Raw genomic sequence first — 17,126 nt, 5'->3', positions numbered from 1 at the left:
TGACCCAGATGCGGGGCTCACCAGCACGTACGCTGCTGCTACTGCCTCTTAGGAGAGACCAACCATCGTACCGTTTTCATCGAATCCAATGCGCTCAGCTGCGGGGCTCTTGCTCAACCCAGGCATGGTGCGCATCGTACCGCAAATTGCGTACACGTAACCGGCACCAGCTGCCAAACGAACCTCACGCACCGGCAAAGTCCAGCCGGTGGGTGCGCCCTTCAGAGAAGCATCTGAAGAGATAGACAGGTGGGTCTTGGCAATCACCACGGGCAGGTTACCGTAGCCCAAATCAGCGAAACGCTTAAGCTGCTTAGCGGCGGCGGGAGCAATCGAAATACCGTCAGCACCGTACACCTTGGTAGCGACCTTCTCCAGCTTCGTTTCCAGCGAGTCCTCAAGGTCATAGGTGAACTTCAGCTCCGAAACATCATCACATGCCTCAGCAACCACATTCGCCAAATCGACAGTGCCCTTACCGCCTTCGGCAACGCCACGGTGAATAGCCACACGGGCACCTGCTTCTTCAGCGATACGGCGAATAGCCTCATGCTCGGAGTCGAAGTCGGTGGGGAACGCGTTAATAGCGACCACAGGCTGCACACCAAAGTTACGCACAATCTCAATGTGCTTCTTCAGGTTTGCAGCCCCTGCCTCAACATCTGAGGGGCTTTCCTGCAGCATGCCGTCGGGAAGAGGCTTACCGGGAACAATCTTGTACAGCCCGGAGTGCGACTTCAAGGCACGCACCGTTACAACCAGAACCGCTGCATCAGGCTTCAGCCCGGAGATACGGCATTTAACGTTAAAGAGACGCTCTGCGCCCATATCAGCGCCGAAGCCTGCCTCAGTAATCACGTAATCCGAATATTCGAGACCAACATAGTCCGCCACGATTGATGAGTTACCGGTAGCGATATTACCGAAGGGGCCCGCATGGATAAGCGCCGGAGTGTGCTCAAGAGTCTGCAGCAGGTTCGGGTTAATGGCATCAGCCAGAATGACTGCCAGGGCACCGTCAGCCTTCAAATCGGCGGCGGTAACAGCCTCACCGTCATAGTTCAGGCCCACAACGATCTTCGCCAGGCGCTCACGCAGATCCTTGAATGAGGTTGCCAGGGAGAGAATCACCATGATTTCGGAGGCGCTGGTAATATCGAACCCGGTCTGGCGGGGTACGCCGTCAATACGTTCACCCAACCCGACTACAACGTTCCGCAGGGAGCGGTCATTAATGTCAATGACCCGGCGCCATTCGATAGCGCGCGGGTCAATACGTAGGTCGTTCCCCTGGTGCAGGTGGTTGTCGATCATTGCGGCAAGCAAGTTGTGGGCTGCGGTAACAGCGTGGAAGTCGCCGGTCAGGTGCAGGTTCAGCTTCTCCATGGGCACGATCTGAGAGTAGCCACCGCCAGCTGCACCACCCTTAATACCGAAGGTGGGGCCCATGGCGGGCTGACGCAGGGTGAGCATCGCCTTACGTCCGGTCTGTGCGAAGCCCTGAGCCAGTGATACGGAAGTAGCGGTTTTACCTTCACCGAGCGGGGTGGGGGTCACAGCGGTTACAACAATGTATTTGGAGCCGCGCTTACGTGCGGTCTCCGCGTTAGTGGTTTCGTCCAGAAGAACCTTCGCAACATACTTGCCGTAGGGTTCCAGACGATCCGCACTAATCCCGTTTTCGGCGGCGATTTCGGTGATCGGCTCAAGGGTAGCTGCCTGAGCAATTTCAAGGTCGGAAGGGAAAGGCTTGGTCATCATCGTCCTTTGCAGTTGTAGCCAACAGTTCCTTTCCCATTTTATGCTTTAGCTCACGGATTGTCACCCATTATGACTCTTATCTGTGAAGCTACAACACATTACTCTGGTCAAAAACCGCATCAATCCCAGGAGGATTCCAAGAGGTACACAAACTGTTCCCCAGAAACTGAGCTAAAGTCAGCTCACCTTCTGGGGAACAACATATTGCATTGAGTGCCTGCCCGAACACACTGTAAAGGATTATATGCAGGGGCTACATCGTCAGCAGCACCTTGGTCGCGGTACGCTGATCCATTGCCTCATAGCCCTTGGGGGCTTCGTCGATGGGCAATACTAGATCGAAGACCTTACCGGGTTCAATCTCACCCTTGTAAATCAGGTCAATCAGGGTCGGCAGGTATTTACGAACCGGCGCGGGGCCTCCTTCAAGATGAACCTGTTTGTCGAAGAGCACATCGGTACCGATCGAGCTGTCGTGGGGCACGCCTACGAAACCGATGTAGCCGCCGTGGCGTACGCATCCGAGGGCTTGGTCAAAGGCCTGCTGAGTACCAACAGCCTCCACCACGCCGTGCGCTCCCACCCCGTCAGTAAGCTCTAGAACCTTGGCGATACCTTCTTCACCGCGTTCTTCCACCACGTGGGTTGCACCGAACTGCTTAGCCAGCTCTTGGCGCTTGGGGTTGCGAGACATCATGATGATCTTCTCAGCGCCCAGCTGCTTAGCACCAATAACTGCGCCCAAACCAACGGCACCATCGCCAACTACAACAATAGCCTTACCCGGGCCGGCCTTGGCGGCGTCGGCTGCATACCAGCCAGTCCCCAGCACATCGGATGCCGCCATCAGATGAGGAATCTGCTCTGCGGTAGGGTATGCGGGAGTCTTAATCAAAGTGCCGTCTGCGAAAGGAATACGGGCGTATTCCGCCTGGGTACCGTTCGAGCGCATACCAATGAAACCATCGCCTGCAGCAATGGCCTTAAGGCACCGTGAAGGGTAACCATCCCGGCAGGTTGCACACTCACCGCATGAGATGCAGAAAGAACCAACGACAAAGTCACCAGGCTTGACGGTCTTAACATCGTCGCCAACTTCGATAACCTCACCGATATATTCATGACCCATCTGCTGATGGTCTACAGGCTCAGGCTGCGCGCCACGATAGGGCCACAGGTCAGAACCGCAAATGCAGGATGCGGCAAGTTTAATAACGGCATCCGTGGACTCTAGGAGGGTGGGCATGGGGCGGTCTTCTACGACGACCTTACCGGGTTCTTCCATAATGACTGAACGCATTAGCTGTACTACTCACTCTCGGCTAGTTTTAGCGGTTTATTATTGATTGCTGTACAAGACTACGTCCTTCGAGCTGCTCTAGGGCAAGCTTAAACCTTCAAACCCGATATAAAACACATTCTAAATGCGAACCATACCTGTATCATGCAAAGGCACGGGATGCTGCAGGCCCTTATATTCAGCAGGTCCGTGAAATAATGAAGGAATGAGCTACACGGTCAAAGAGGTTTCTGAACGAGTAAATCTAAGCCCCCACACGGTACGCTATTACACCGACCAGGGCCTCATTCCCACCTTGCAGAGGGACGAGAAAGGAAACCGTGTTTTTACCGATGAATGCATCGGTTGGTTCGAAACTATCCATTGCCTACGTAAATGCGGTATGAGCATTGCAGATGTGAAGACGTATGTAGATTTAGGGCGTCAAGGAAGTAAGACAGCTCCCGAACGGTTGCGCATTGTGGAGCAGTATGCGCGTATTGCCCAGCAGCAGCTTATTGAAGCACAGCAACGGGTTGATTTTGTGCACCGGAAAATTATGTTCTATCAGGAGCTGATCGAAAGTAACGATGAGTCCCGCATCTGTCCCCAATAGCCTATGCAACATTAGCTTCCGCAAAGATATCGGGGCTCACCATTGTGAAGGAGAGCCCCGATATTTCTCTACTGTGCATCAAACAGCCACGCTATACGGAGCATATGGGTATCGCCCCTAACTGTTCACCGTACGTACTGGGCACAGGTATATCGATAAACTAGTGGGGTGTATTACCACCTCCCCCACCGTTGTATACAGCCAAGACGTGAAGAGGCTGAACCCGCAGTGTGTTGGCGTTTGCCGTGGTCTTAACTTTCACATGCTCCTGACGCATAACTGCGATGCATGCAGTGTGCCTGGTAGGGTTACTGCCAATGAGGGCAACTTTTAGCACACCATTTTCTTCAATAGTTTTAGCGTGCAGGCTCGTGCAAGAGTTAACTTGAGCATCGAAAGTAATTTCGTGGTCACCGGTTATATGATAGCCACTCCATTTAACGATATGCCCGTTATACAACCGCGTGGAGTCATCGTCGCTATCGCCTGTATGCGGCAGAGGGACAACGGGGATAGGGGTAAAGGATTGTATCGCCGGTGAAGAAGTGGCGGTGGAAGCATCGGTACTTGCAGAAGCACTAGGCTGCGCCGTTACCGTTGCTGTGTCCCCTGAAGTTGCGGAGGCGGCGGGAGCGGTCAATGCAGCGGACCCTAATGCTAAAGTCAGGGCACCGATCCCGATTCGACTAGCGTAGCGGATGGAGGAAGTACGAGATTGTGGCATGGGCATCAGCTCCTTCAGGATGGAAAATTTTCAGTTTTAGATTATTATTTCCCTAACCTTAAAGTGAAGAGTTAAATACTGGGAATGTGCCGCATGTTCCCTGAGAACGTTTAACGCTCATAAGAACCTGCCATATTGCTGCTTCCGAAGCACTATTATTTTTTCGTTTTATCCGCAGGCATCAAGAAGACCGTGGCACCCCGCCTCTCAACGATTGGATGCCACGGCCTGCGCATAAAAGGCGGAGAGGAGCCAGCCCTACGACTTACTCCCCCTACCTTAATGAGCTTTGCAGCTCAGGCCCTTACGCAGGAGTAATCTTCTTATTAAGATGCACTTGCGACTTGGGCAGCTGCTGCACCTTGAGCGTAGATGCCTTAGCCTTAGTCTTGACCTTTACATCCTTGTAGAGCGCTTCCTCAGTACACCCATCAGGAGCACCAAGGATAGTCCCTTCCACCAGTGCGACCTTCAACGTACCGTTCTTTTCTACGACCTCCGCGCGGACGTCGTAGCAGCTAGGGGTTCCGGTAATAACAGTGAACGTAATTTCATGTTCACCAGTCACCCGATACTCGATCCAGTTAGCAATACGCTCATCCTGCATAAACTTAAAATTCTCGTCATGCTTAGCTTCGCCACTCACAACCGGTGAGTTATTTGAAGTTGACGAGGTCCCATCCTGCGAAGGCACCTGGGACGACGGACTGGCCGAAGGAGTCGCTGCCGATGCCCCGGGAACTGCAAGAGCAGATGATCCCAGCGCAAGCACTACCGCACTCACACCAAGAAGAGCAGTGCGGCGGGCAGATGAGGGGCGGGTCTTCAACATGAGTATCAGCTCCTTCAGGGTATAAAACTCTTCCTCTAAGACTAATATTTTCTCAACCTTAAAGTGAAGGGATAAAGATTAGAAATGTTCAGTAAGGTGCTGAGCCTCCCGTCCCCTACCCTGCTGCTGCGATATTATTTTCATCCACAGCTATTAAAGGAGACCGTGGTGTCCCATCAGTCAAAGATGGAATCACCACGGTCTACTGTTTAGAGACAGCAAGAAAACCGACTCTACAGTTGAGGGCAGTTTCCTCATAATCCCCTAAGCACCTTGGATAGCTCCTTTATTGAGGCGCACCATGGATTCAGGCAGCTGCTGCACCTTAAGCGTGGAAGCCTTAGCCTTCGTCTTTACCTTAGCCTTCGCAATGCGCGCCTCTGCGGTGCAGGCATCGGGTGCGCCAGGAATGGTGCCCTCTACTAGAGCAACGTTCATCACGCCATCCTTCTCAACAACCTCCGCACGGACGTCGTAGCACCTAGGGGTACCCGTGAGGGTGGTAAAAGTGATTTCGTGTTCGCCGGTCACCTTGTAATCAGTCCAGTCGATGATGTTCTCGTACTCCAAGAACTTAAAATTCTCGTCATGCTTAGCTTCGGCGCCCTCATTCGGAGAGCCATTATCTTTCGAAGGTACCGAAGACGAAGCAGATGAAGAGGCATCCGCTGAAGCAGAAGCACTTGCCGAGGACGATGAACTTGCCGAAGAGTCTACTGCCGATGCTCCAGGAACTGCAAGAGCAGATGAACCCAGCGCAAGTACTACCGTACTCACACCAAGAAGGGCAGCACGGCGGGCAGATGAGGGACGGGTCCTTAACATGAGCATCAACTCCTTCGCTCGAAATAACTTGCACTTTAACAGTACATATTCCTAAACCTTAATTTGAAGGTTTAAATCCTGTGAGTATGGTAAAAGCGAGCAGGGAAATGCCCCGCTCGCTTTTACACGTGCATAGTTATTTAAATAACGCTGCGGCTTTAGAAGTCCCAGTCTTCGTCTTCGGTATTCACAGCTTTGCCGATCACGTAGGATGAACCGGAGCCTGAGAAGAAGTCATGATTCTCATCGGCATTGGGCGACAACGCCGAAAGGATAGCAGGGGAAACATTCGTTACCGAGGCCGGGAACATGGCCTCATACCCCAGGTTCATCAGAGCCTTATTGGCGTTGTAGTGCAGGAACTTCTTCACATCCTCGCTCCAGCCTACCCCGTCATAGAGCGAGTGGGTATAAGCCACCTCGTTCTCATACAGCTCGTACAGCAGGTTGAAGGTGTATTCCTTCAGCTCTGCCTGACGCTCCGGGGTTTCCTTTGCCAGTCCACGCTGGAACTTGTACCCAATGTAGTAACCATGAACAGCCTCATCACGAATAATCAGACGGATCAGGTCAGCGGTGTTAGTCAGCTTGGCATGCGCCGACCAGTACATGGGAAGGTAGAACCCAGAGTAGAACAGGAAAGACTCCAAAAGTGTGGAAGCGACCTTCTTCTTAAGCGGGTCATCGCCGATATAGTAGGCGAGGATAATCTTTGCCTTCTTCTGTAGGTATTCGTTCTCAGAGGCCCAGCGGAATGCCTCATCAATTTCCTTAGTGGAGCACAGGGTCGAGAAAATGGAGGAGTACGACTTTGCGTGCACTGACTCCATGAAAGCAATATTGGTGTATACGGCCTCTTCGTGCGCAGTAACGGCATCGGGAAGCAGAGAGACAGCACCCACAGTACCCTGAATGGTGTCCAACAACGTCAGACCGGTAAAGACCCGCATGGTCAGCTCTTTCTCTTCCGCGGTCAGAGTCTTCCACGTGGGTACGTCGTTGCTCAACGGCACCTTCTCAGGTAACCAGAAATTACCGGTGAGGCGGTCCCAGACCTCAAGGTCTTTCTCGTCCTCTAAACGGTTCCAGTTAATAGCCTCAATTGGGTGGTCAACGAGGTGTACCTTTTCGCTCATATTTGTTTCTCCTATAGCGGATCAATGCCTTAGGGGCGTCTCATGTTTTTCTATTCTGACACAGTTCCTGCGCTCACTAGTTTCTCGCTCCCAGCTACTACCGTTATGAGCGCGCCAACTGGTTCCGTAAAGCTTAAGATAGCTACTGACTGAGGTAGTAGATCTGTGTGGCTGGGTCCCGTCGCAGCATCCCAAAATCTACCCCGTAGCGACGCACCAAAGCCGGATCTTCGGTGTACCGTCGTATGCGGTCATTCAGTTCAGACTCTGCAAGCCGCTCGGATTCTGCAATACTTTCGGTGATAATCCACCGCAGAAGGGCATCCTTATCCTCCGCACGGGATGGCCACCTCTGCACCCGTCCTTTAACAAGGAACCGCTGCACCCCCACAGTTTCTTGGCCCCGTTCGTGTTTACCCGCCAGTAAGTATTCGGTGAATACATCCGTCAGGATAAGGGAGCCCGCAGGGTCTTCCGTGACAAGCCCAACCGTTTTTAGACGGTCGATCAGTTTACGCTCACGCCGATTCGGCGACTCGGGTGCTTGCCCCAGAACAATCTGGGCATACATGCGCTGACAGTCAGAGTTAGCGAGTGCGGCGATTATTGGAGTGAGGTTCTGTTGCACCTGGGTTGTTATCCTTACGTGTCTGGTGAGCTTCGGGGTGTAAGAAGATTCTGTCTTCTCACACCCCGAAACACGATGCGGGTGAGTTTCGCTGCATTACAGCATGCAGGATACGCAGCCCTCAACTTCGGTACCTTCAAGAGCCATCTGCCGCAGGCGGATATAGTAGATGGTCTTGATTCCCTTGCGCCAAGCATAAATCTGAGCGCGGTTAATGTCGCGGGTTGTTGCGGTGTCACGGAAGAACAAGGTTAGCGACAGACCCTGATCCACATGCTGAGTGGCCACAGCGTAGGTGTCGATAATCTTCTCGAACCCGATCTCGTACGCGTCCTTATAGTAGTCAAGATTCTCGTTCGTCATGAAGGGTGCCGGGTAGTAGACACGCCCCAGCTTACCTTCCTTACGAATCTCAATCTTGGAGGCGATCGGATGGATTGAGGAGGTCGAACCGTTAATGTACGAGATAGACCCGGTGGGCGGAACAGCCTGCAGGTTCTGGTTGTACATACCGTACTGAGCTACATCGGCTGCCAGCTGAATCCAGTCCTCGCGGGTGGGAATGTGGTGCTTGGCAAACAGTTCACGAACACGTTCCGTTTGCGGCTCCCATTCTTTCTCAATGTACTTGGCGAAGAACTCACCGCTGGCATACTTTGAGTTCTCGAACCCTTCAAATGTCACGCCACGTTCTTTAGCAATTTCCATGGAGGCGCGGATTGCATGATAGGCCACCGTGTAAAAGTAGATATTGGTGAAATCCAGTGCCTCTTCGGAACCGTAATGCACATGTTCACGCGCCAAGTAGCCGTGCAGGTTCATCTGCCCCAGCCCGACCGCGTGGCTCATGTCGTTACCGCGTTCAATGGAGGGGACGGAACGGATATCCGACTGATCTGAGACGGAGGTGAGCGAACGGATTGCCGTTTCAACAGTTTTTCCGAGGTTATCGCCGTCCATAGTCATAGCAATATTGAGCGAACCGAGGTTGCATGAGATATCCTTCCCCGTTTCCGCATACCCAAGGTCATCGTGGTATTTCGAGGGCTTTGACACCTGAAGAATCTCGGAGCAGAGGTTACTCATAATAACCTTGCCGTCAATCGGGTTAGCCCGGTTCACGGTGTCCTCAAACATAATGTATGGGTAGCCGGATTCGAACTGCACCTCAGCGATGGTCTGGAAGAACTCGCGCGCATTAATCTTGGTTTTACGGATCCGCGAGTCATCCACCATTTCCTGGTATTTTTCGCTCACATTAATATCCGAGAAAGGAACCCCGTAGATGCGTTCCACATCGTACGGTGAGAACAGGTACATATCTTTGTTCTCTTTGGCGAGTTTGAAGGTGATATCGGGGATCACCACACCCAGTGAGAGGGTTTTAATGCGGATCTTCTCATCAGCATTTTCGCGTTTGGTGTCAAGGAACGAGTAAATGTCGGGGTGGTGTGCGTGCAAGTACACGGCCCCCGCCCCCTGCCGCGCGCCCAGCTGGTTCGCGTAGGAGAAAGCATCCTCAAGAAGCTTCATAACGGGGATGACACCGGAGGACTGGTTCTCAATTTTCTTAATGGGTGCACCGGATTCACGTAGGTTCGTCAGAGCGAACGCCACCCCGCCACCGCGTTTTGAGAGCTGCAACGCCGAGTTAATGGAACGTCCGATAGATTCCATATTGTCTTCGATGCGAAGCAGGAAGCAGGAGACCAGCTCACCGCGCTGTTTCTTTCCAGCGTTGAGGAACGTGGGCGTGGCAGGCTGGAAACGCCCCGAGATAATCTCGTCTACGATTTCCTCCGCCAGTGTCTCGTTGCCTTCCGCCAGCAGCAGCGCAACCATGCATACGCGGTCCTCAAAACGCTCTAGGTAGCGCTGCCCATCGAAGGTTTTCAGAGCGTAGGAAGTGTAGAACTTGAAGGCTCCCAAGAAAGTGGGGAACCGGAACTTCACGGCGTAGGCACGTTTGAACAGATTCTTGACGAAGTCGAAGCTGTACTTCTCGAAGAGCTCCGGCTCGTAGTACTGGTTCTCGATCAGGTACTCGATCTTCTCTTCAAGGTCGTGGAAGAATACGGTGTTGTTGTTGACGTGCTGCAGGAAGTACTGGCGTGCCGCCTGACGGTCTGCGTCAAACTGGATCTTGCCGTTTTCGTCGTACAGGTTCAGCAGAGCGTTCAGCTCGTGGTAGCTCATCCCCTGAAATTTTTCGGGGGTGGTCTTACCAGCGTGAGAAGCGCCGAGAGTTTCTAGCGCTGAGGGAAGTTTTGCTTCCAACATTCTTCCAATCCTTCGTTCACTTTGTCTACGTCTGAGGGGGTTCCCATGAGCTCGAATTTGAAGAGCACCGGCACATCGCACTTTGCGGATACGATATCTGCTGCGATGCCAAAGAGAGGCCCGAAGTTGGTATTGCCTGCTCCGATAACACCCACCATGTTGCGGCGGTTTTCTTCAACGTTCAGGAATTTCACCACCTGCGGAGGCACGTTCCCCGCACCTTCCGGTTTACCGTAGGTGGGTACGCACAGCACATACGGTTCCTGGACGACGAGCGTGTCTTCACCGGTCCGTAACGGCAGGCGCTGGGTACGGGCATGAAGTTTTTCAACAAATTTGTGGGTGTTTCCAGAGATGGAAGAGAAGTAAACCACCAGTGGGGCCTCATCCCCTACCGGTGTGGTCGCTCGACCCTCGACGGCATCGCGGGCACCCAAGATGTACTCTCGGATCTCTGCGTTCTCGTCGGTGGGTTTCTGAGCGAGAGGGGTTGTCACTTTCTTCTCCTTGGATTGTGCCGCCGCAGGGGTGGCTGCTTATTACGCGGAAACCGCGATATCGGCTAGAGCGTTGATCCTATCGGGCTGAAAGCCAGACCAGTGGTCTTCACCGGCAATCACAACGGGAGCCTGCATGTACCCGAGGGACTTAACTTTTGCTAATGCTCGGTCGTCTTCGGTGATATCTACCTTGTGGTAGTTGATGCCTTTGGCGTCGAGGGCCCGGTAGGTCATGTTGCACTGAACGCACTGGGGCTTGGTGTACACGGTCACTACCATTGAAATTCTCCTTGTCGGCCCCGCAAGCGGCGGGAGCATTATTGCTGAATGAGTTGTGTGGTTACTTGTGCCCCGAAAGGCGGGGTGGGCGCCCCGTATCGCTCTCGTATTGAGGGAGCGTTGACGCCGATTCAGATTATCACCCGAACCGAGTATTAATACTACATGTAGTGTTAGAAATTTTTTTAACCCCAAGATGATGTGGTGCATCAATTTTTTCATGTTCGAAAAACCCACAGGAGCGCACGTTCTTCGCAGTGCCCCCACAGCTTATCCACACCCTGGCCAATAAGCCTTCCCGCGCCGTTGCACGGATACTTTCAGGTTATCCACATGGTGGGGTTTACTGTCAGTCTGGGAATCCCCATACCGTTTTCGCCTCTAATCTGCCGTGCGTCGTGATTTTACCGGGGTATGTGAGATTTACATCAGTTGTAATGCTTGATTTTTCCAGCACTCCCGCACTTCCGCGATTTTACGGGGAATAACGGGCGATATTCTCCGAGTTGAATGCTCGTTTTGAGGTCCGTACCAGTGGTTTAACTACACATATAAAGATTTCATAAAATTTTTACTGTCCTCCGGTGCTGACATAGCACCCCGTACAGTTGGTTAAGCAACTTAAAAACAACTTAAACCCAAATATGCCATTTTTCGCGCCGAAAAAACATGTAGTTCCATAACTTTTGAGACCTTTAGAGGCTCATTATTGGTACTGTTTCCTGCCGTTACAAGAGGTCTCTACAAGAGTGATTTCCCGCCAGGGTGGGTACCAGGCCGCCCCTATACGCCGTACGCTTTAGAGCAGGCCGCGTTGGCGCAGTTTGCAGCTGAGCGTATCACCGTCATTTGCTTCCATCCACAGCGGCGACTGGGTCATCTGTTGCGCCCGCTTATCACCCCATACTCGCCCTGAGGCCAGCACCGTCTCCCCCACCGTTAGGTTACGAATCATAATAGCCGCAACATTCTGGGGGTACCGCACTGCAAACCCGTTGTATATATCCGGGTCGCGCTGGCCGTCATCACCGATGAGGATCCACTGCATCTCGGGGAACTCGTGCGCCAACCTTCGTAAGGACTGTACCTTATGTTGGGTGCCGGAACGGAACCAGCGATCTGGCGTAGGCCCCCAGTCAGTGAGCAAGAACGTGCCGCGCGGATACCCGTTACGGGTCAGAAAACGACGCAGCGTTGGGGTGATATTCCAGGCACCAGTAGACAGATACATAAAAGGGGCCTGAGGGTGCGCAGCCCGAATCCGGTCCATAAGCACAGCCATGCCGGGGGTAGGAATACGTGCGTGTTCATCAATCACGAACGAGTTCCATGCCGCTACAAGCGGACGCGGAAGCATAGTAACCATGACTGTATCATCAACGTCAGCAATTACGCCGATCTTCTGCTCAGCAGGCACAATGTAGACACTGGTGACAGCAGCACGGGAACCAGGAACATACATAATAACTTCATGAAGCCCCGCTGGCAGGTCAATATCAAGCTTAACGTCAAGGACACCGCCTCTATCGGTGCGAACCTCATAAGTTCTTCCCGCGATAATAATGGTTACGGGAGCATCAGACATGGCAATGGATGTGAAGGCACGCCACCCGCGCATGGGGTTGTCCGTATCTTGAGTACCCTCAACCACATAAAGCAGTTTCTCAAACGCCTCAGTTTTATACAGGGCACGTGCCAGTATACGCACCCACCCGTTCTTGGCGCCGGTGGCTACCCGCCCGTACCCCTCTGACGGGACAATAATAGGCTCTTGGCCTTGGGCGATAGCGCGGCGTTCACGCCACCGATGCAGGGTGTCGCCCACCCGGTAACCAATGTTGACTGCCTCATCGGCGGCCTCGGTTACCATGGTGCGTAATTCGTGGGTACCCAGATTTTCCATACGTATTAGTGTTCCATATAGACACCCCATTTTTCTTATTTGGGGAAGATTATATGGTCGCGTCACTATAATATTGGGCGCTCGGATGTCTCCAAATGGGCAGAAAACAGCCGCGCTCGTATCCTGCACAAGCGGTTGCGCAGGATACGAGCGGCAGCTGTTCAGTATCTATAGTGTGTGCGGTTTTTGTGTGTGCGCAGGCTTTAAAGAATCGGTGGTGTATACACAACGCTGTGGGCTACGCGTTAGTTAACCGGGAGCCCTAATGTGAATGCTTTGACTCGCCCGAGGCACCAGCAGGTAGCTGATAGGGTCCTGAGCTGAGCTTCACCTGGCAGTAGGCCGAGCCTTTCCCTTCGGCCTGTTCCGAGTGGTGCACCGGGTGGTCTTCGCCTGTTACCTTAATAGCGCATTTAACAGTGTCTTGAGGATCATCGGCGTAGACGGCCACCGAGATAGTTTTACCGGCTAGCTCGTGACTATTAGAGGCGCCTACGCGGTAGTACCCGGTTTTCTCGGTGAGTTTCTGCTCAGCAGAGTTCACCTCAATACCATCCTGGAAAAAGCGAACCTTACCCGCTTTGGCGTGGAAACCATTATGTTCGTTACCACTAAGCACCTCAGCTGAGACAGTAATGTCCCCACGGTTTCCGTAATCTTGGGCGGGGGTGAAGGTAAGGCCGGGAGCAACTTCTGCGGAACACCCGGCTAATAGCACGGCCGTAGCCGCGAGCAATACGATTTTCTTAGCCATGCCCCCATAGTATCAGCCAAATCACTATCAACCGGTTGGTGACACACAAGCACAAAACCGCGTGGATGAGGGCACACACGGGGGAGCTTTCTCACCCTGTTGAGAATCTTAGCTGAGGGAGTATACGGGCTATGCTTAGAAGTATGACCATTCACAACTCGTTATTCTCACGCCGCACGTTTGTAGTGGGCTCTATTATCCCGCTCATAGCGGGATGCTCCTCCAAGAATACCGTAGAGAATGCCGCCGAAACGAGGTTTATCGCAGCCCCCACAGGCACGCCCCATAGCGACGATGCTTCACCAACTGCTGCCGTGGACTCCCCCGAACCTGCAGAGCCGCCGGTGTCAAAAAACCCAATCGCTAAACCCCACCCATGGAAAGATATCCAGTACCGTCTAGCTGGTGAAGGGCACTATGTGGCGTGGACAGTGGATGACGGCGCTAACCCCGAAACTGTGCGGGCTTACGCCGAGTTCGCGGCGAAAACAGGCACCCGCCTCACCTTTTTCATTAATGCCTCCTACACTTCTTTTGAGCAGAACCTTGATGTCCTTTTGCCGCTGGTGAAATCAGGACAAATTCAGATCGCAAACCACACCTATAACCACCCTAACCTGCTGAATCTTGATGATAAACAGGTGAAAGAAGAGTTCGTGCGCAATGAGGAAGAAATCATGCGGCTTTTTGGGGTGTCCTCAAAACCGTATTTTCGTCCACCCTACGGGTACTATGACGACCGGGTGCTGAAAATAGCCGCAAAAGCGGGGTTTTCACGGCCGGTACTGTGGGAAGGTACCACAGGTGATGAGGGGCAAACCACCCAACGCGTGGTGCTCAAACGTACTAAGAAGTATATGAAGCCGCAACGAATTATGTTGGGGCATCTTAACTACACCACTATTATTTCCCTGCTGGAACGTATTAAAGAGCTTCTTGATGAACGTGGACTGGTAACAGTTACCTTACGCGACTACTACGGTGAAGCCTCGGAAGAAGAACTAAAAATTGTCCGCGACGCTGAAGCCGAAGAAAAGAAGAAAGAAGAAGAGAAAAAGAAGCAGAAGGAGAAAGAGAAAAAATAAGAACGGTGAGCCTCAGCAAAGCTACGGCGGCCAAACCGGCTGCTGATAACTCGCAGCAGCGGCAGTGCGGGGAAGGGTCTCCCGCCCCGCACTGCATGGGCTCAAGGGTTCATCATGGCATCATTGAGCGGATGTCTTCTCCTCCTGAATCCCGCAAAGTACCCAAGTGTTGGTTTATCCTCTGGTGTTTATCCCCCGTAATAGTCGCGGAGAGTAACAGTGACTAACCCGCGTTCATCCAATAACGCTTTAATTTTGTCGAGTACCGCAATAACACCCGTATAGTTCAGATGCCCAATAAGAATAGTTTGCGGGTTCGCATATGTACTGGCATATTTATAGATCTCTTCAGATGTAATAGGGGAAGAGTCAGCCAGTGAACCGTACCATAGGGTGGGCCGGTCAAACCCGGCACGCGCAGCGGCATCCAATACCCGCCGATCGTAGTACCCGTAGGGTGGGCGGAAGTAGGGCTTTGAAGACATTCCAAAGAGGCGTTCAATCTCCCGGTCGTTCTTCTCAAGCTCCTCAATGATTCCCGCATCGTCAAGATCGGTGAGAGCTGCATGTGACCATGTGTGGTTGCCGATTTGGATCTGCCCCGATGTCACTAGGGGCGCCAACACGTCAAGGTTCTGCTCGAACGAATCATAAGAGCCGTTAATGAAAAAGGTGAGGCGGGTGCCTGTTTTCGCCGCAAAATCTGCATAGGCGCGCACCACTTCGGGGCTTTTACCATCATCAACGGTCCAAGCGATGTATTTACCGTCACCGGGCAGCCCAACTTGCGGACCGTCCCAGGGGTACGGGGTGGGACCAGGGTTCGCAGAGACAGAGGCAGTAGGGCTGCCGGAGGAGGTTTTCCCATTCACGGGCACAGGTGGAGTTTGTCCCTGGGAATTAGCGGCATTATCTACAGTGTTCTGCGCGCCGAAACTGCACCCTGCCAAAAGTGGTACAAGAGTGCCGAGCACGAATGCCCTGCGGGGCACACCAGGCTGCGCAGATTCAGTAATAGTGCGGGGTGATGAGGTATTGCACATAGGGGGTTTAGTCTTTCGAGGCATCGCCATGCACCGAAGGCCTGCGCACCAATGCAACAGAGAAGGGTGATGGCGGGGTGTTTAAGCTGAATGAGTTGAGTGAGAGGCAGAAGGCAGGAAGAAAACTATTTCCTCTTATTACCTTTTCCTTTGTAGGGTTCGCAGGCCACGCCGTCTCCATCACGGTCCAGGTGAGCAGCGTATCCAGGCTGGCCTTTATGGATAGGTGCCGCGCCAGCTGCACGGACTTCGTCACAGTTCTTGTAGTACACTCCGGTATTTGCGGGAGTCTCAACCACAACAGGTTTCTGTTGCACAGGTTCCTGCTGTACCGGAGTTTGCCGAGCAGGTGCTGGGGCTTCTGTTGCTGGCTGAGTTTCTTCGGCAGGCACCGGTTTCTGCTCTGGCTCAGGTGCCGGGACTTCGGGGGTGGGCTCGGCCACAGGTGTTACCGCCTCCGGGGTTTTAACAGGTTCGGGTGTGGGCGAGGCGGTGGGGCTAGGAGTTTCCGAAGGTGAAGGACTCGGCGACTCTGTAGGCGAGGGGCTGGCAGATGTACTGCGTGCCGATGACGAAGCAGATACTGAAGATGGCGTTTGTTCTTTGCGAATATTGCCTGCGTTGCTGGAACACCCAGCAAGAAATACGGTACCGAGAAGCGCTACCGCAATAACTTGATTTTTCATATGGAATTATCCTCATTGACTGAGTGAGTGAGTAAGTGCTGAGCTGTCATTGCTCACCCCTAAGTCTATACGAAACCACCAGGTGCGGGAGAACCTCTCTGCCCCTAGCTCTAGTGCATATTTATTCTTTACTGGGAGCAAGATTTTAAGGTTTCTGAATGCTTTAGAATAGATGCAGAGCCATCGACGGTTCATGCACTTATCACTCAAAGTCTCAAATAACTTAAGGATTCCTATGTCCAATAAAACTGTGCCTCTCACCGAGGCGTATTCTGCCTACACACAGCCTTTAGAACCGCAGATTCTTGAAGAAATTCCGAAGAAAAAGTGGGCTGCCATTACCGCCTTAGTGCTCTCACTGATCGCTTTCTTCACGGGCATTCTGGTGATTGGTTTTGTACCCGCAATTTTCGCGATCGTATTTGCCGGTATCGCCCTTGGACAGGTAAAAAAGGGTGAAGCCGAAGGCGCTGGCATGGCGATCGGCGCCATTATCTTTGCGTCCCTAGCGATTATCGCCAGTGTTGGAATAGTGATCTTAGCGCTTATTTCCAACTACTACACCGAGCAGCAGGTGATAGATGGATGCACCTCCGGCAAGGGCACCTACACCGTGGAGAACGGGCAGAAAGTCTGCCATTATATGGGCTATGCCATGGACATGTAGTTCTCATATTTATGTATAAAGGCTCGGTAAAAACTGTCATACCGAGCCTTTATTGTATTTAATATCTCACTTGCGTTTCGCGTTACGGGAGCGCCGAGATACACGTTGTTTATTCGCTGCCCTGTAAG

16 protein-coding genes and 1 pseudogene are annotated in these 17,126 nt (G+C 52.7%); 4 read left to right on the top strand and 13 right to left on the bottom strand.

From position 1 onward, the window contains the following. Window positions 1-48: 48 nt before the first annotated feature. On the bottom strand, window positions 49-1,761 hold the full coding sequence (locus I6I94_RS00240; protein ID WP_051121962.1) for a formate--tetrahydrofolate ligase: 1,713 nt from the start codon (window positions 1,759-1,761) through the stop codon (window positions 49-51). 253 nt (window positions 1,762-2,014) lie between these two features. After that, a complete protein-coding gene (locus I6I94_RS00235; RefSeq protein WP_006887305.1) occupies window positions 2,015-3,061 on the bottom strand; it encodes a zinc-binding dehydrogenase in 1,047 nt (348 codons plus the stop codon). A gap of 205 nt (window positions 3,062-3,266) precedes the next feature. Here I6I94_RS00235 and I6I94_RS11345 point away from each other — a divergent pair. Further along, window positions 3,267-3,413: pseudogene (locus I6I94_RS11345) on the top strand (MerR family DNA-binding transcriptional regulator); the annotation flags it as partial. A gap of 30 nt (window positions 3,414-3,443) precedes the next feature. Then, window positions 3,444-3,656, top strand: a complete 213-nt coding sequence (locus I6I94_RS11340; RefSeq protein WP_231375460.1) for a MerR family transcriptional regulator — start codon at window positions 3,444-3,446, stop codon at window positions 3,654-3,656. Window positions 3,657-4,684: 1,028 nt separating this feature from the next. Here the strand turns inward: I6I94_RS11340 and I6I94_RS00225 are convergent. The 9 genes from I6I94_RS00225 to I6I94_RS00185 form a co-directional block, all read right to left on the bottom strand. Next, window positions 4,685-5,212, bottom strand: a complete 528-nt coding sequence (locus I6I94_RS00225) for a hypothetical protein (protein WP_172425678.1) — start codon at window positions 5,210-5,212, stop codon at window positions 4,685-4,687. A gap of 264 nt (window positions 5,213-5,476) precedes the next feature. After that, window positions 5,477-6,037 carry a hypothetical protein gene (locus tag I6I94_RS00220; RefSeq protein WP_236588880.1) on the bottom strand — a complete coding sequence of 187 codons (561 nt, stop codon included), beginning with the start codon at window positions 6,035-6,037 and terminating at the stop codon, window positions 5,477-5,479. A 158-nt stretch (window positions 6,038-6,195) separates the two neighbouring features. Next, window positions 6,196-7,173, bottom strand: coding sequence for a class 1b ribonucleoside-diphosphate reductase subunit beta (nrdF, locus tag I6I94_RS00215; RefSeq protein WP_006887238.1), 978 nt, complete (start codon window positions 7,171-7,173; stop codon window positions 6,196-6,198). 142 nt (window positions 7,174-7,315) lie between these two features. Continuing rightward, on the bottom strand, window positions 7,316-7,801 hold the full coding sequence (locus I6I94_RS00210; RefSeq protein ID WP_037233657.1) for a DUF2087 domain-containing protein: 486 nt from the start codon (window positions 7,799-7,801) through the stop codon (window positions 7,316-7,318). A 96-nt stretch (window positions 7,802-7,897) separates the two neighbouring features. Next, entirely contained in the window at window positions 7,898-10,078 is a 2,181-nt protein-coding gene (nrdE, locus tag I6I94_RS00205; protein ID WP_037286575.1) for a class 1b ribonucleoside-diphosphate reductase subunit alpha, read from the bottom strand. Continuing rightward, window positions 10,051-10,578 (bottom strand): class Ib ribonucleoside-diphosphate reductase assembly flavoprotein NrdI, encoded by a 528-nt coding sequence (nrdI, locus tag I6I94_RS00200; RefSeq protein WP_201620732.1) that lies wholly within the window; start codon window positions 10,576-10,578, stop codon window positions 10,051-10,053. The genes nrdE and nrdI overlap by 28 nt, the downstream gene beginning before the upstream one ends. Window positions 10,579-10,620: 42 nt before the next feature. Continuing rightward, window positions 10,621-10,860 carry a glutaredoxin-like protein NrdH gene (nrdH, locus tag I6I94_RS00195; RefSeq protein WP_006887234.1) on the bottom strand — a complete coding sequence of 80 codons (240 nt, stop codon included), beginning with the start codon at window positions 10,858-10,860 and terminating at the stop codon, window positions 10,621-10,623. 799 nt (window positions 10,861-11,659) lie between these two features. Further along, window positions 11,660-12,763, bottom strand: coding sequence for an App1 family protein (locus tag I6I94_RS00190; protein ID WP_128087839.1), 1,104 nt, complete (start codon window positions 12,761-12,763; stop codon window positions 11,660-11,662). 262 nt (window positions 12,764-13,025) lie between these two features. Continuing rightward, entirely contained in the window at window positions 13,026-13,517 is a 492-nt protein-coding gene (locus I6I94_RS00185; protein ID WP_023132935.1) for a hypothetical protein, read from the bottom strand. Window positions 13,518-13,660: 143 nt separating this feature from the next. Here I6I94_RS00185 and I6I94_RS00180 point away from each other — a divergent pair, with 143 nt between their 5' ends. Beyond that, on the top strand, window positions 13,661-14,602 hold the full coding sequence (locus I6I94_RS00180) for a polysaccharide deacetylase family protein (RefSeq protein WP_023132934.1): 942 nt from the start codon (window positions 13,661-13,663) through the stop codon (window positions 14,600-14,602). Window positions 14,603-14,790: 188 nt separating this feature from the next. Here the strand turns inward: I6I94_RS00180 and I6I94_RS00175 are convergent, their stop codons facing one another. Together I6I94_RS00175 and I6I94_RS00170 are read right to left on the bottom strand one after the other, a co-directional pair. Further along, window positions 14,791-15,645 carry a polysaccharide deacetylase family protein gene (locus I6I94_RS00175; protein ID WP_128087840.1) on the bottom strand — a complete coding sequence of 285 codons (855 nt, stop codon included), beginning with the start codon at window positions 15,643-15,645 and terminating at the stop codon, window positions 14,791-14,793. A gap of 125 nt (window positions 15,646-15,770) precedes the next feature. Further along, window positions 15,771-16,331, bottom strand: coding sequence for an excalibur calcium-binding domain-containing protein (locus tag I6I94_RS00170; protein ID WP_201620731.1), 561 nt, complete (start codon window positions 16,329-16,331; stop codon window positions 15,771-15,773). Between the two features lie 235 nt (window positions 16,332-16,566). Here I6I94_RS00170 and I6I94_RS00165 point away from each other — a divergent pair, with 235 nt between their 5' ends. Further along, on the top strand, window positions 16,567-16,998 hold the full coding sequence (locus I6I94_RS00165; RefSeq protein WP_006887292.1) for a DUF4190 domain-containing protein: 432 nt from the start codon (window positions 16,567-16,569) through the stop codon (window positions 16,996-16,998). The last annotated feature ends 128 nt before the right edge of the window (window positions 16,999-17,126 follow it).

This window comes from Rothia aeria (genome assembly GCF_016726365.1).
GTDB classification, from domain to species: Bacteria; Actinomycetota; Actinomycetes; order Actinomycetales; family Micrococcaceae; genus Rothia; species Rothia aeria.
This window is presented reverse-complemented; position numbering and strand designations above follow the sequence as displayed.